Genomic DNA, 15,031 nt, shown 5'->3' with positions numbered 1-15,031 from the left:
CGACAGAGTGACGGGGCCGTCGCGATGAGCGTCTCCGAACCCTTTATCCGCCGGCCGATCGCGACGTCGTTGCTCGGCGTTGCGCTGTTGATCGGCGGCCTGCTCGGCTATCTCGCGCTGCCGGTCTCGGCGCTGCCGCAGGTCGATTTTCCGACCGTGCAGGTGACGACGCAGCTGCCCGGCGCCAGCCCCGACGTGATCGCCTCGCTGATCACCGCGCCGCTGGAGCGGCAGCTCGGCCAGATTCCTTCGCTGTCGGTCATGAACTCGACGAGCTCGTTCGGCGTGAGCCAGATCTCGCTGCAGTTCGATCTCGGGCGCGACATCGACGGTGCCACGCAGGATGTCCAGGCCGCGATCAATGCCGCCGCCGGTGTGCTGCCGAAGTCGCTGCCCTATCCGCCGACCTACGCCAAGGTCAATCCGGCCGATGCGCCGGTGATGACGCTCGCGCTGACCTCCGACACGATCTCCCTGCGCGCGATGAGCGACATGGCCGACACCATCCTGGCGCAACGGCTGAGCCAGGTCTCCGGCGTCGGCCGTGTGTCGGTGCTCGGCGGATTGAAGCCCGCGGTGCGCGTACAGGCCGATCTGGCGCGGCTCGCCGCCTATGGCATCTCGATGGAAGATCTCCGCGCGGCCATCGCGGGAGCCAACGTCTCCGGTCCCAAGGGCTCGCTCGACGGCGCACAGCAGGCCTATCTGATCACGGCGAACGACCAGATCGCCGCCGCCGACGCCTACAAGCCGATCATCATCGCCTATCGCAACGGCTCTCCGGTGACGATCGGCGACGTCGCCACCATCGTCGACGGGCTGGAGAACGACCGCACCGGCGGCTGGTACCAGGGCGTGCCCGCCGTCATCCTCGACATCCAGCGCCAGCCCGGCGCCAATGTCATCGAGGTCGTCCGGCAGATCCGGGAGGAGATCCCCAAGCTGCAGCGGACGATCCCGGCCGGCGTGAAGCTCGCCATCGTCAGCGACCGCACCGTGACCATCCGCGCCTCCGTGCACGACGTGCAGTTCACCCTGGTGCTCAGCGTGGTGCTGGTCACGCTGGTGGTGCTGCTGTTCCTGCGTTCGATGCGCGCGACGATCATTGCCGGCGTGGCGCTGCCGCTGTCGCTGATCACGAGCTTCGGCGTGATGTATTTCGCCGGCTTCAGCCTCGACAATCTCTCGCTGATGGCGCTGACGATCGGCACCGGCTTCGTCGTCGACGACGCCATCGTGATGATCGAGAACATCGTCCGCCACATGGAGGATGGCGAGAGCGCGATGGACGCGTCGCTGCGCGGCGCGCACGAGATCGGCTTCACGGTGATCTCGCTGACGGTGTCCCTGATCGCGGTGTTCATCCCGCTGCTGTTCATGTCGGGCCTCGTCGGCCGCATGTTCCGCGAATTCGCGCTGACGCTCACGATCGCGGTGGTGACATCCGCGGTGGTGTCGCTGACCTTGACGCCGATGATGTGCTCGCGGCTTTTGAAGCACACCAGCGAGGAGTGGGTGCTGCCGGGGCTGAACGCGATCAGCCGCTTCATTGATCGCACCGTGGCCGTCTATCATCGCAGCCTTTTGTGGGTGCTGGACCGCCAGACCGAGACCCTGGTCGTGACCTTCGCGACCCTGGCGGCGACGCTCGCGCTCTACATCGTCGCGCCGAAGGGCTTCCTGCCGCTGCAGGACACCGGCTCGATCACGGCGGTGACCGAGGCCGGGCCGGATGTCTCGTTTGCGGAGATGAGCCGGCGGCAGGCGGAGATCTCAGCGGCGATCCAGGCCGATTCCGACGTCGTCGGCGTGGTCTCGGTGATCGGCGCCGGCTCGGTCAATCCGACCACCAATGTCGGCCGCCTCGTCCTGACCTTGAAGCCGCTCGGCGAGCGCAAGGACGGTGTGGCCGACGTGATCAATCGGCTGAAGCAGAAGACATCGGGCGTGCCCGGCATGACCGTGTACTTCCAGCCGGTGCAGGACGTGCAGATCTCGACCCAGGCGAGCCGCTCGCAATATCAGTACACGCTGACCGGCGCCGACGCTGCCGAAGTGGCGAAGTGGGCCGGGCAGCTCGTGGGCGAGATGCGGCGCGATCCGCTGTTCCGCGACGTCTCGTCCGAGGCGCAGGAGGGCGGGCTGCGCGCCGATCTGACGATCGACCGCCAGCGCGCCGGCCAGCTCGGAGTCAGCCTGCAGGCCGTCACCGACACCCTCAATGACGCGTTCGCGCAGCGGCAGATCTCGACGATCTATGGCCAGGCCAACCAGTACCGTGTCGTGCTGGAGGCGCTGCCGATGTATCAGCGCGATCCCTCGATCCTGTCGAAACTCTATCTGCCGGGTGCGGGCGGCCAGGTGCCGCTGTCGGCGGTGGCGACTCTCAAGCGCACGACCACGCCGCTCGCGATCTCGCATCAGGCGCAATTCCCGGCGGTCTCGCTCAGCTTCAATCTCGCGCCCGGCGTCGCGCTGAGCGAGGCGGTGGAGGCGCTTCACGCCACCGAGAACCGCATCGGGATGCCCGGCAGCATCATCGGGGTCTACTCCGGTGATGCCGCCGAGTTCGCCAAATCGCTCGCCGGCCAGCCCTGGCTGCTGCTCGCCGCCGTCATCACGATCTACATCGTGCTCGGCGTGCTCTATGAGAGCTACATCCATCCGATCACGATCCTCTCGACGCTGCCGTCGGCTGGTGTCGGCGCCATCCTGGCGCTGATGCTGTTCGGGCAGGATCTGTCGGTGATCGGGCTGATCGGCATCATCCTGCTGATGGGCATCGTCAAGAAGAACGCGATCATGATGATCGACTTCGCGCTCGAGGCCGAGCGGCACGAGAGCCGCACGCCGACCGACGCGATCGTGCAGGCGTGTCTGTTGCGCTTCCGTCCCATCATGATGACGACGCTGGCCGCGCTGTTCGGCGCACTGCCGCTGGCGATCGAGAGCGGCACCGGCTCGGAGCTGCGCTTCCCGCTCGGCATCTCCATCATCGGCGGCCTGCTGCTCAGCCAGTTGCTGACGCTCTACACGACCCCGGTGATCTACCTCGCGCTCGACCGCATCAACCGCCGCTTCGAGCGCGCGCCGCTGCCGGCGCCCGATCTGCCGTCGCCGCCGATCGCGGGCGCGACCGAAGGCATCCAGTAATGGCCTCGATCTCCGAGCCGTTCATTCGCCGGCCGGTCGGCACCACCTTGCTCTCGATCGGCCTGTTCCTGATCGGCATCGTCGCCTACATCTTCCTGCCGGTGGCGCCGGTGCCGAACGTCGACTTCCCGTCGATCTTCGTCAGCGCCTCGCGGCCCGGTGCTGACCCATCGGTCATGGCGGCGACGGTGGCGGCCCCGTTGGAGCGGCGGCTCGGCGAGATCGCGGGGGTCGACCAGATCACCTCGACGAGCTCGCTCGGCATCACCAACATCCAGATCCAGTTTTCGATCGGCCGCGACATCGACAAGGCGGCGCGTGACGTGCAGGCGGCGATCAACGCCGCGCTGTCGGACCTGCCGAGCGACCTGCCGGCATTGCCGCGCTTCCGCAAGGCAAACACCGCAGCCGCTCCCGTGTTCGTGCTGGCGCTGACCTCGAAGACGATGACGCCGAGCGCGATGTACGACGTCGCCGACACCGTGCTGGCGCAGCGGCTTTTCCAGGTGCCGGGCGTGGGCAACGTCACGGTCAGCGGCGCCGATCAGCCGGCTGTGCGCATCGCCCTCAACCCGGTGTCGCTCGCCAATGCCGGCATTGCGACCGACGACGTGCGCCTGGCCATCGTCAACGCCAATCCGATCGGGCCGGTCGGCATCTTCGAAGGCGGCCGGCAGAGCGAGACCATCGCAGTCAACAGGCAGATGCGGACGGCGGCCGAATTCCGCGACATCCTGATCAAGAGCAGCAATGGCAGCTTCGTGCGCCTGGCCGATGTCGCTGATGTCGAGGACTCCGTTCGCAACGTGCGCTCGATCGCCTGGTTCAACAAGCAGCCGGCGGTGCTGATCCAGATCGCCAAGCAGGGCGATGCCAACGTCATCGAGACCGTCGACCGGGTCAAGGCGCTGATCCCCGAGCTCAAGCAGTGGATCCCTGCGGGAATCGAGATCTCGACCCTGATCGACCGCACCGGCACGATCAGGGCTTCGGTCGAGGACATGCAGTGGACCCTGCTTGCGACCGCCGTGCTGGTGATGGTGGTCGTGTTCGTGTTCCTGAGACGCCTCGTGCCGACCGTGGCGGCCGGCGTCTCGGTGCCGCTGGCGCTGGCGGGCACCTGTGCCGCGATGTGGCTCGCCGGTTTTTCGATCGACAATCTCTCGCTGATGGCGCTGGCGATCTCCGTGGGCTTCGTCGTCGACGACGCCATCGTCATGATCGAGAACATGTACCGCAATCTCGAGCATGGGCTGTCGCCGATGCGCGCCGCACTCGACGGCGCGCGGCAGATCGGCTTCACGGTGCTGTCGATCAGCCTGTCGCTGGTCGCGGCCTTCGTGCCGCTGATCTTCATGGACGGCGTGGTCGGCCGCCTGCTGCGCGAGTTCTCGCTGACGCTGACCTTCGCGATCGTGGTGTCGACCCTGGTGTCGTTGACGGTCACGCCGATGATCTGCGCGCACTACATCAAGGAGACGCTGTCCGATCGCGCCACCTGGTTCGACCGTGTGGTCGAAGGCACGCTGTTCGGCATGGTCCGCTTCTATGCCTGGACCCTGCGCGGCGTGCTGCTCTACCCGTTCATGACCTTGCTGGTGTTCTTCGCCACCATCGCGCTCACAGTGACGCTCTATATCAAGGTGCCCAAGGGCTATTTTCCGACCGACGATTCCGGCTTCATCATCGGCGCGACGCGCGCCTCGGCCGACATCTCCTTCCAGTCGATGCTGGGATTGCAGCAGCGGCTCGCGGACATCGTGATGGCCGATCCTGCCGTGGCCGGTCTTGGCTCCACCATCGGGGGCGGCGGCGGGCCGGGCGGCGCGACGTCGAACCGCGGCACGATGTTCATCAATCTCAAGCCGCCGGCGGAGCGCGAGGGCGTCTCGACCCAGGCGGTGATCGATCGCCTCAGGCGCAGCCTGTTCATGGTGCCGGGCATCCGGCTGTTCATGTTCGCGGCGCAGGATGTGCGCGCGGGCGGCCGCCAGAGCGATTCCGACTATCAGTATACGCTCGGCAGCACCGATCTCGACCTGCTGCAGAAATGGGCGCCGATCGTCGCCAAGCGGCTGGAAACGGTCGAAGGCATCACCGACATCTCCAGCGATCGTGACCCGGGCGGGCTGCAGCTCGCGCTCAGGATCGACCGGCAGAAGGCGGCGAGCCTCGGCGTGCGCGTCCAGGACATCGACACCGCCCTGAACAACGCCTTCGCGCAGCGCCAGATCTCCATCGTCTACAGCCAGCGCAACCAGTACATGGTGGTGCTGGAGATCGACCCGAGATTCCAGACCGACCCGTCGAACCTCGACCGGATCTATGTGGCGGGAGCAGGGGACGCCCAGATTCCGCTGTCCGCGCTGGTGAAGGCAGAGCGCGGCCTGTCGCCGCTCGCGGTGTTTCACTCGCAGTCGCTCCCGTCGACCACAGTGTCGTTCAACCTGCTGCCGGACGTGCCGCTGCAGACCGCGACGGCCAACATCCAGCGCGCCGTCGACGAGTTGCACATGCCCGAGGGCATCCGCGGCATGTTCGACGGCAATGCCGGCGACTTCAACAAGGGCAGCGGCCGGCAGCCGCTGCTGATCCTGTCGGCGCTGGTCGCGATGTATATCGTGCTCGGCGTGCTCTATGAGAGTCTGGCGCATCCGTTGACGATCATCTCCACCCTGCCGTCGGCCGGCCTCGGCGCGTTGCTGGCGCTGCAGGTGACCAACACGCCGCTCACGGTGATCGCCTTCGTCGGCATCATCCTGCTGATCGGCATCGTCAAGAAGAACGGCATCATGCTGGTCGACTTCGCGCTCGAGGCCGAGCGCCAGCGCGGCATGTCCTCGGCGGACGCCATCTTCGAGGCCTGCCGGGTGCGCTTTCGCCCGATCCTGATGACGACCTTGGCCGCTCTGTTCGCCGGCCTGCCGCTGGTGGTCGCGACCGGCCCCGGGACCGAGCTGCGTCGGCCGCTCGGCATCACCATCATCGGCGGCCTCCTGGTGTCGCAGATTCTCACGCTCTACACGACGCCGGTGATCTACCTGTTGATCGACCGGCTGCGCCGCCGCTCCGCGCCTGAGCCGTTGGCGGCGCCGGCCGAATGAGCCGTTGTGGCGGTCGTCGCGGGCGCGTATAGGCGCGCCATGCCCGACCCACCCCCCGACCCCCCGCCGCTCGCGGCCGAGCCGCCGCCCGACTGCCCGCGCTGCCAGAAGCCCGAGCCGCTCTGCATCTGCGACAGCGTCACGCCGCTCGAGAGCCGGCTGGGGCTGCTGATCCTGCAGCATCCGCAGGAGCAGGACCGCGCGCTCGGCACGGCACGCCTCGCCGCGCAGCATTTCCAGAAAGCCGTGGTGAAGGTCGGGCTGTCCTGGCCGAGCCTCGCCAAGGCGCTTGGACGGCCGGTCGATGATCCCTCACGCTGGGCTATCCTCTATCTCGGCTCTGCCAAGGCGGCCGAGCTCGATCCCGAGAGCGAGGTCGTCGCGCTGACCCGCAAGGGCGAGGTCGCCGAGAACCAGCGCGGCATCCTCAAATCGATCGAGGGCGTAATCCTGCTCGACGGCACCTGGAGCCAGGCAAAGGCGCTGTGGTGGCGCAATCCCTGGATGCTGAAATGCCAGCGGGTGATCCTCGGCCCGCGCCGTCCTTCGCGCTACGGGCAATTGCGCCGTGAGCCCCGCAGCGATGGCTTATCGACGATCGAGGCGGCCGGCCTGCTGATGGCGGCGCTCGAACGCCGTCCGGAGATCGCTGCGACCCTCGAAGCTAGTTTCGAGCGTATGCTGGCACGGTATCGAGAGGCGGAAAAAGCCCACCCGGAGCTGACGCCCAGGCCCAAGCCCCGTGCCAAGCCGGACTGGCGCCGCCGTAAACGGCGGGTTTAGGAACCGCGGGTACGCTTCTTGCATTGCAGCATGGAAAGGATGTGAGCCATGCAGGAAGCAGAAAAGTCCAATGTGGTGCAGTTCAGGGATTACGCGCCGCGCTCGGCCGGCCGGTCCGGTTCCGACCGGGCCAATATGTCGGCGAGCGAGCGGGGCGCGGTGCTGACCTGGCCGCGGGGCCAGGCCGCTTATCCCGGCGGCATCGACGATCTCCCGGTCTAACGCCGTCTCTGGCGCAGCTGGTGGTCTAACCGCTTGATTTGATTGAGTGGAGGCCACGACCAGAATTGAACTGGTGTAAACGGTTTTGCAGACCGCTGCGTAACCACTCCGCCACGTGGCCTTATGGGCGGAGCAATATAGGCAATCGCCCGGTTAGGCAACCACTCTCGTCGTGTGGCGGACAGCAGCGGGACATCCGAGACCCATTTGATCAACTCCGCAGGCGAAGTCTGCGAGAGGCCTGCATTCCTACCGTGCGCTGCATGAGGGCGCGGCTGCAACTCGCAGCGTGACAGGTCGCAGGACGTCGTCATTCGGCTCGCTGGTGTGCAGGGTTCCATCTCGCGTCACGCGCCAGATGACTGCTGCACGCGCAATGACGCGCAGCAGCGACGATTGTTGGAAAGATCGCGGCGAAATCGCGCAGCGCGCCTTGATTTCGTCAGGTTGTGTTGTTCTAATTGTTCTATGTCAGGGTGCGTTGCGGGATGCGGGCTGAAGAACAGCATTCCCTGAACTCACACGACATCACGCGCAAAACATCACACGCAAAGAGCAGAGATGGACGATCACCCGACACGCCGTTCGGTGGTTCTCGGCACGCTTGCCGCTTGCGCATCGGTCACGAGCGCTACCGCCGATGACGATGATCCTCGCAAGGAGAAGCGGCCGCAAAAAGGCGATGTGCTCGTGTTCTCGGAGGGCGAGCGCCAGGGGCAAACGATCACGGCTGCTGATCTGAAGGCGGGTGATCCTCCGGTTCACGCCTGGCCGAAGGATGCGGCGAACGCGATCGTGCGTGATGGCTCGCGTCTGAACGAAGTGCTTCTCGTCAGACTCGATCCGAATGAGCTCGATGACGACACGCGCCCCCGCGCAGCCGAGGGCATCGTCGCCTATTCGGCGATCTGCTCGCACGCGGGATGCCCGGTGACGGCCTGGATCAAGGCCAGTGAAGGCAACGACGACGTCTTCAAATGCATGTGCCACAACTCCGAATACGACCCACGCCGCGGCGCACAGGTGGTGTTCGGTCCCGCGCCGCGCCGGCTCGCCGCGCTGCCTCTGGTCATCAAGGACGGTGCGCTCGTGGTCGCTGCCCCGTTCATCGGAAAGGTAGGTGGCCAGCAGGGCTGATGAGATCTCGTGCGCCTATCGGAACTCGCATCGTCACAGACAACGTCGTGAGCATCGCCACGACGAGCAAAGAAGCGAACAACGAAGCAGGGGAGGTTTGTCCATGTCCATCACGTCCACGACGATCAAGCAATGGCTGCTGTCGAGCGCCGTCGCATTCACCTCTCTCGCCGCGCCGGCAGCTGTGGCCGGCCCGATCGAGAGCTACAGTCCCGTCACGCCCGCTCGGCTCGAGAACCCTGAGCCCGGCAATTGGATGCTCTATCGCCGCACCTATGATGGCCAGGGCTACAGCCCGCTCGACCAGATCAACACCACCAACGTCAAGAGCATGGTGCCGGTGTGGACCTTCGCCACCGGTGTGATCGAGGGCCACGAGGCTCCGCCCCTGGTCAACAACGGCGTCATGTTCATCACCACACCGATGGGGCAGGTGATCGCGCTGAATGCCAAGACCGGCGATCAGTACTGGCGCTACAAGCGCGAGCTGCCCGACGATCTGTTCCAGCTGCATCCGACGAACCGCGGCGTCGGCTTGTGGCAGGACAAGCTCTACCTCGCCACCACGGACGACCACCTCGTCGCGCTCGACGCCAAGACCGGCAAGGTGCTGTGGGACAAGAAGGTCCAGGACTACAAGAAGGGGCAATATCTCACGCTGATGCCGCTCATCGTCGACGGCAAGGTGATGGTCGGCGGTTCCGGCGGCGAGTTCGGCGTGCGCGGCTACGTCGTGGCCTACGACGCGGAGGACGGCAAGGAGCTGTGGCGTACCTTCACCATTCCCGGCGAGGGCGAGCCCGGGCATGACACGTGGAGCGGCGATGACTGGAAGTCAGGCGGCGGCTCCGCCTGGATGACCGGCACCTACGACAAGGACACGAAGACTGTGTATTGGGGCGTCGGCAACGCCGCGCCGTGGCCGGGTGGACTGCATCCCGGCGACAATCTCTACACCAGCTCGGTGATCGCGCTCGATCCCGCGACCGGCAAGATCAAGACGCACTTCCAGTACCACCAGAACGATTCGTGGGACTGGGACGAGGTCGATGCACCGATGCTGGTCGACCTCCAGCGCGACGGTCGGAGCTTCAAGAGCCTGATCCATCCCGGTCGCGACGCGATCTTCTGGGTGCTCGAGCGCACGCCTGAGCGCATCAACTATGTCAGCGGCTGGAACTTCGTCCACACCGACGTCTGGAAGGGCATCGAGCCTGAGACGGGGCGGCCGATCGTCGATCCCGCGCACAAGCCGACGCTGGGCAAACGGGTCGACTTCTGTCCGTCGCTGTGGGGCGGCAAGGATTGGCCGTCAGCGGCCTACAGCCAGAAGACGCGCTTCGTCTATGTGCCTGCGAACGAGAATTTCTGCGGCGGCTTCACCGGCGAGAAGCTGCCGCTCGTTCCCGGGCAGCTCTGGCTCGGCACCAAGGCCGAGGACATCGGGCTGACGGTGCGGCCCGGCGCGGACCATTTCGGCGAGCTGCAAGCCTGGGATCCGGCCTCCGGAAAGAAGGTCTGGTCGCACAACTTCCCGAAGTCGCAGCTGTTCGGCTCGGTCACCGCGACGGCCGGCGATCTCGTTCTGGTCGGCGGCACCAACGACCGCATGTTCCGCGCCTTCCATGCCAAAACCGGCGAGCTCCTGTGGGAGCAGAAGACGAACTCCGGAATCATGGGCATGCCGGTCGCATACGAGGTCGATGGCACGCAGTACATCGCCGTGCAGTCCGGCTGGGGCGTCGACGCGCAACGCATCCAGGATGCGCTCGCGAAGGGGAATACCGGATTGGAGGATAACGTGCCGCAAGGCGGCGTCGTCTGGGTGTTCGCCGTCAAGAAGTAGCTGGCGTCACTTGCATGGCGGCGGCCTCGTGCCGTCGCCATGCTGTCGGCTCAAGCATCGGTCAAGGCGAGGAGGAGTGAGGCGGAGGATATGATCTGCGAATTCAGACCGCGAACGAATCCCATCCGGAAGAGAACGGCGGATACGGCTCAGCAGGCCGCGAACCAGCCATCCGGAAACGGGATCAGCGGCCAAGCGCCTTGGTTGTCGTTGGCTGCTTTGGGGAGGGGGCGAATTGAAAACAAGCGGGCCATGGAATCTGTCTCAAGCTCTGGCGCAATAGCCGTTCTTACAACGTCCATCAACAGTTCGTATTCAGCTTCGCTCATCGTCCCCTCGCGCTACCGCGAGCAGAATGACAAAGCTCCACTTTGTTCAAATTGAACGGATCATTCAAAATTTAACGATCGGGCACTCGAGACCTAATTGGTTACCGATATCTTTCGTTCCTGCCACAGGTATCGCAGTCTGCGCATGTGCGGTGTGAACGAGGTCACATCCGCTGGAACTTAATCGATCCTAGATGGCTGCTCGCGCCGAGCCTCACGCGTTCGGTGCCAGGATAAGCGGAGGTCGAAGATGAAGACGCGAATCGTACGACGAGGTGTCCCGGGCTGCCGCTCCTCGCAACGCGCGACGCTCAGGCTCTTCATTGCCCGCTATGTCCGGACCGCAGTCAAGCGGCAGACGAGACCGGTTGCGGTGCACCAGCGATAGCGGCCCATCGACGCGACGCCGACAGGCGAATCGCTGGATGCGCGCCTCAGTGGCCCACGCGGCACCTGCCCTTTGAGTTTACTGCCGCGTCATGGCCGCGACGGCGAGGGGCTCACTCTCGTGCATGAGAATGTCGCGCATCAATTGCGACAGATCCCGCGGCTTGAACGGCTTTGCCAGCCGATGCAGGCCGACGACCCTTGCCGAGAGACCGAGGAAATCGGGGGTCCCGCGCCCGGATTCCAGCACCAGGCCCGACATCATCACGATCGGCATGTTCGGCCGGGCCGCTCGCGCCGCCCTGATGACGTCATTGCCGTCCATGTCGGCGAGGTTCAGATCGATCAGGGCCGCGGCAAAATCGTCGCGGGCGACGGCATCCATCGCCAGCCGGCCATCGGTCACCGCCGTGACCGCGTACCCTTCACGAACCAGAAGATGCTGGATGACACAGCATACGCCGACTTCGTCATCAACGACCAGAATGTTCGTCATGAGGCTCTCCTGACAGATGTGGACGCGGAGCCAGGTTGCCGGGCTTCGATCAGCAGTCGCTGACGAACCTCGATCGCACGATCGACCGCTTCGAGCAGATCGAGAATGTCGAACGGCTTCTGCAACGCTGCCGTCGCGCCGAGCTTGATGGCCATGCCGAGGAAGTCGGGAGCTCCCTGCTTCTTGTCGGTGAAGGCGTAGCCGGAAATCGCGATGAACGGCACGGTTGGATCGATCTTGATCAGCTCGCGGATGGTTGCGATCCCATCCATGCCCGGCATGAACATGTCGATCACGACGGCGTCGAACGACACGCCGCCAATCAGTCGGATGCCCGTTGGACCGTCCGGCGCAAGAAAAACGCCGAACCGCTTCTTCTTCAATAACGTTTCCAGCGCTGCGCGCGTGGCGGAATCATCGTCAATAATGAGTACAGTAGGCATGGGCCACCATCAGTATGGGATGGACTGAAGGACGCTCACGCTACAAGGACAATGGACTCGTAAAGGACAAAGTAATTAACACTGAATTAGTTGTTTCAATTTTGCAACCAGGAGTTTTACGGAACCCTCCCTTAGTCCGTCACTGATGCAGTGATGTGCACTATGCGATGAACATGGAACTATGAGAGCAGCTCGGAAGGTAATTAGTTATTTGCGGGCTCAGACAGGCTTGAGCACGGCGACGATGGCGAGTCCCACGGCTATGAGCGCGGCGCAGCACAGCCGCTGCGGTGTCGCACGCTCCTTTAGGACCAGTACGCCGATCATCGTCGCAAACAGGACGCTGCACTCGCGGAAGGCGACGACGTTCGCGATCGGATTGCGGCTCAGCGCCCACAGGAACACGGCGAAGGACGTGAGACCCAACAGGCCTGCGATCAGCACCGCCACGAGGGATTCGCGAATGTCGGACATGATGGCCGGACCGCGCTGTATTGTCGCCACGACGAAGAACACGAGGCTGTCGAGCACGATCACCCACACGGTGAACGAGGCCCATCCCTCCGGCTGCCGCGTGCCTGCGGCATCAATGACGGAGTAGGCGGCGACCATTGCGGCGGCAAGAATCGCGGCCGCGAACGCGCGGCGGTCGATCGGGCCGTGGACGCGGTCGCGCGCCAGCCCGAGAATGCCGACGACGATGACTGCAATGCCGGTCAGCTGTCCGGCGTGAGGCCATTGTCGCAGCCCGAGATAGGCGAGCAGCGTTGCGAACAGCGGCACGGTCCCGCGGGCGATCGGATAAGCGCGTCCAAACTCGGCCGAGCGGTAGGCCGTCGCGAGACTGGTCTTGTAGCCGGCATGCAAGGCCAGCGAGGCGAGGAGGATTGGCCAGGTCGACGGCGAAGGTGCCGGGACGAAGAACAGGAAAGGCATCGTCAGCACGCTGCTGACCAGGCCCATGCCCGCAAGGATTGAGACGCCGCTGCCCGTCTTGACGATGGCATGCCAGGTCGCGTGAAGCAGACCTGCGAGCAGCATCAGGATCGTGGCAATCGGGTCCAAACGGCGGGCCTTGATGAGCGACGACCGGCGATCAGCTCTCGGGCCGCCAGCCCGCTGCGGCGAAATAGGGCATGGGGTCGCGGCCGAATGCCTGACGCGAGATGATTCGGCTCGATGGTGACACCGGGAGCTGTTCCCATTCCTGCCGATCGACGAATCTCAGCGAGGCAATCTCGTCTCCATCGGGCGTCGGCGTACCGCCGATGACGACGGCCTCGAAGGCGATCACGGTATAGTAGGTCAGGTCGCCATTGGGGTAGCGAATCAGGAATTCGGGACCACCGAATACGCCGAGCAGGCGTTGCGGCCGGACCACGAGCCCGGTCTCCTCGAAACATTCGCGGCTGGCCGCGTCGGCTGGATGTTCATTCGGGTCGATGGCGCCGCCAGGCAGGGTCCAGAGATTTGTCTCGGCGTCGCGCCCCAGCAGGATGCGCCCGGTGTCGTCGAACACCGAGATGGACACTGCGGTGGTTGCCAGGAGGTCGTGGCCGATCTTGCTGCGCACGGCCCTGAGATGATCGGAAATCGGCATCGCTGCTCGTCGCTTGCAAGAGGTGAGCCTCGCTTGCCCGAGCGCTCCTGCGCCGTCAAGGCAGGCATCTCGCGCCGTCATCGCCTTTGCCGCCTTGCCATCAGCCGACGTCAGACGTCAGCCGCATACACAGCCAGCCAAGGCGAAAGCAGGATCTGAGATGTCTGGGAGAGAAGAACCATTCGGCGCGGCCAGAATGGCTCCCCGGGCTGGATTCGAACCAGCGACCATTCGATTAACAGTCGAATGCTCTACCGCTGAGCTACCGAGGAACGAGCGAAGCAGTGTTCGCGAGTGCGGCTGCGTATAACAAAGCCTTTTCGCCTTGCATAGAACGAAATCGCATTCCGGTTACATTTGCGGGCTCGCTGGATTTTCATTTCAGATTCAGTGGCTTGTCTTGATTTTGAACGCTGAATGGGCAGCCGCCGCCCACAGTTGGATGACAGGAATTTCACTTGGAGGGGATCAAATCGGCATCGATAGTCAGGGAAGCTTGCCAGTGCCGGGGTCACGGAGTGTTGTCAGATGCCGAACACCATCATCCATTTCACCCAGACAGTTGCCGCGCCGTCGTTGATTCCCGACCCGGTCGCGCGTCTCAGCGATGACGAGTGCCTGACGCGGTTGGCCGACGCTGTGACGCGTGGCGATTCGGAGCATCTGGACGAGATCGTGCATTTGATCGGCCGGCTGGCCGTGGTGATCGAGTAGCGGCCCGGGGTGTGACGGCCGCTGCCGTCGCCAGCCTCTGAGCAACGCGCGGTGTATCCGTTTGAACCGCGTGTTGCCTTTTCGAGAGCCTTGTACCAAAAGATTGCGCAGATCGTTCGCGGTTCGTCCGCTTTGCTTGCAGGTCTGCTCATGTCTTCATTCGCGACGGCGCGCCAGAAAATGGTCGATGGTCAGGTCCGGACCAACGACGTCACCGATCACCGCGTGCTGGACGCATTGTTGACCGTGCCGCGCGAGGCTTATGTCCCCGCCGATCGGCAGGCGCTGGCCTATCTCGATCTCGATCTCGACGTATCTGAATCCCCTGCGGCGAAGCGGTTCCTCATCAAGCCGATGCTGATCGGAAAAATGCTGCAGGCCGCCGAGATCAAGCCGACCGACACTGTGCTCGTGGTGGGCTGCGCGACCGGCTATCTCGCAGCGCTGGCCGCCAAGCTGGCTGGCAGCGTGATCGCAACCGAGGTCGACCCTGCCTTGGAAGGGCGCGCCAAGCAGTTGCTGGCTGCTGCCGAAGGATGCCCGGTCGCGATTCGCGTCGCACCCGCCGTGCAGGGCGATCCGGCCGACGGTCGCTTCGACGTGATTCTGTTGAATGGCGCCACCGAGATCCCGGTGGATGGCCTTTGCCGCCAGCTCAAGGAAGCCGGCCGCCTGGTCGGCGTGTTTGCCAAGACGAAGCCCGCACGTGCCATGATCTTTACGCGATCGCATGGTGACATCGGCAGCAGGGTCCTGTTCGATGCCGCGGCACCGGTTGTTCCCGGTCTCGAACGCGTCCCCGAGTTCGTGTTTTAAG

General features: G+C 64.6%; 13 protein-coding genes and 2 tRNA genes. 8 read left to right on the top strand and 7 right to left on the bottom strand.

The annotated features are described in order from the left end of the window. The first annotated feature begins 24 nt into the window (after positions 1 to 24). The 4 genes from NLR35_RS01870 to NLR35_RS01855 are packed head-to-tail and all read left to right on the top strand — an operon-like array spanning position 25 to position 7,262. Positions 25 to 3,153: an efflux RND transporter permease subunit gene (locus NLR35_RS01870; protein WP_257164858.1), complete on the top strand. Its 3,129-nt coding sequence runs from the start codon at positions 25 to 27 to the stop codon at positions 3,151 to 3,153. Continuing rightward, positions 3,153 to 6,257, top strand: coding sequence for an efflux RND transporter permease subunit (locus tag NLR35_RS01865; RefSeq protein ID WP_257164857.1), 3,105 nt, complete (start codon positions 3,153 to 3,155; stop codon positions 6,255 to 6,257). The genes NLR35_RS01870 and NLR35_RS01865 overlap by 1 nt, the downstream gene beginning before the upstream one ends. A gap of 39 nt (positions 6,258 to 6,296) precedes the next feature. Beyond that, a complete protein-coding gene (locus tag NLR35_RS01860; RefSeq protein ID WP_257164856.1) occupies positions 6,297 to 7,040 on the top strand; it encodes a tRNA-uridine aminocarboxypropyltransferase in 744 nt (247 codons plus the stop codon). Positions 7,041 to 7,088: 48 nt separating this feature from the next. Next, positions 7,089 to 7,262: a hypothetical protein gene (locus NLR35_RS01855; RefSeq protein WP_257164855.1), complete on the top strand. Its 174-nt coding sequence runs from the start codon at positions 7,089 to 7,091 to the stop codon at positions 7,260 to 7,262. Between the two features lie 47 nt (positions 7,263 to 7,309). Here the strand turns inward: NLR35_RS01855 and NLR35_RS01850 are convergent. Continuing rightward, positions 7,310 to 7,383 (bottom strand) — tRNA-Cys (locus NLR35_RS01850). Positions 7,384 to 7,823: 440 nt separating this feature from the next. Between NLR35_RS01850 and NLR35_RS01845 the strand changes: the two genes are divergently transcribed. Both NLR35_RS01845 and NLR35_RS01840 read left to right on the top strand, forming a co-directional pair. Beyond that, positions 7,824 to 8,399 (top strand): ubiquinol-cytochrome c reductase iron-sulfur subunit, encoded by a 576-nt coding sequence (locus tag NLR35_RS01845; protein WP_257164854.1) that lies wholly within the window; start codon positions 7,824 to 7,826, stop codon positions 8,397 to 8,399. A gap of 103 nt (positions 8,400 to 8,502) precedes the next feature. Continuing rightward, positions 8,503 to 10,245 (top strand): methanol/ethanol family PQQ-dependent dehydrogenase, encoded by a 1,743-nt coding sequence (locus NLR35_RS01840; RefSeq protein WP_257164853.1) that lies wholly within the window; start codon positions 8,503 to 8,505, stop codon positions 10,243 to 10,245. Positions 10,246 to 10,394: 149 nt separating this feature from the next. Here the strand turns inward: NLR35_RS01840 and NLR35_RS01835 are convergent, their stop codons facing one another. The 6 genes from NLR35_RS01835 to NLR35_RS01810 all read right to left on the bottom strand — a co-directional run bounded on the left by NLR35_RS01835 (position 10,395) and on the right by NLR35_RS01810 (position 13,772). Beyond that, positions 10,395 to 10,574 carry a hypothetical protein gene (locus NLR35_RS01835; protein WP_257164852.1) on the bottom strand — a complete coding sequence of 60 codons (180 nt, stop codon included), beginning with the start codon at positions 10,572 to 10,574 and terminating at the stop codon, positions 10,395 to 10,397. A gap of 466 nt (positions 10,575 to 11,040) precedes the next feature. Continuing rightward, a complete protein-coding gene (locus tag NLR35_RS01830; protein ID WP_257164851.1) occupies positions 11,041 to 11,457 on the bottom strand; it encodes a response regulator in 417 nt (138 codons plus the stop codon). Next, positions 11,454 to 11,900: a response regulator gene (locus NLR35_RS01825; protein ID WP_257164850.1), complete on the bottom strand. Its 447-nt coding sequence runs from the start codon at positions 11,898 to 11,900 to the stop codon at positions 11,454 to 11,456. The genes NLR35_RS01830 and NLR35_RS01825 overlap by 4 nt, the downstream gene beginning before the upstream one ends. Before the next feature lie 219 nt (positions 11,901 to 12,119). Further along, positions 12,120 to 12,965: a DMT family transporter gene (locus NLR35_RS01820; protein ID WP_257164849.1), complete on the bottom strand. Its 846-nt coding sequence runs from the start codon at positions 12,963 to 12,965 to the stop codon at positions 12,120 to 12,122. A 31-nt stretch (positions 12,966 to 12,996) separates the two neighbouring features. Then, complete coding sequence (locus NLR35_RS01815) at positions 12,997 to 13,500, bottom strand: NUDIX domain-containing protein (protein WP_306577225.1); 504 nt, start codon at positions 13,498 to 13,500, stop codon at positions 12,997 to 12,999. Between the two features lie 197 nt (positions 13,501 to 13,697). Further along, positions 13,698 to 13,772 (bottom strand) — tRNA-Asn (locus NLR35_RS01810). Positions 13,773 to 14,028: 256 nt separating this feature from the next. Here NLR35_RS01810 and NLR35_RS01805 point away from each other — a divergent pair. Both NLR35_RS01805 and NLR35_RS01800 read left to right on the top strand, forming a co-directional pair. Beyond that, on the top strand, positions 14,029 to 14,214 hold the full coding sequence (locus NLR35_RS01805) for a hypothetical protein (protein ID WP_257164847.1): 186 nt from the start codon (positions 14,029 to 14,031) through the stop codon (positions 14,212 to 14,214). 150 nt (positions 14,215 to 14,364) lie between these two features. After that, the gene (locus NLR35_RS01800) at positions 14,365 to 15,030 is read left to right on the top strand and encodes a protein-L-isoaspartate O-methyltransferase (RefSeq protein WP_257165222.1); all 666 of its coding nucleotides are present in this window, start codon (positions 14,365 to 14,367) and stop codon (positions 15,028 to 15,030) included. Position 15,031: the final 1 nt, after the last annotated feature.

Source organism: Bradyrhizobium sp. SRS-191 (assembly GCF_024586915.1).
Classification (GTDB): domain Bacteria; phylum Pseudomonadota; class Alphaproteobacteria; order Rhizobiales; family Xanthobacteraceae; genus Bradyrhizobium.
Note: the sequence above shows the minus strand (reverse complement) of the source record. Positions and strands in the feature narration are given on the sequence as shown.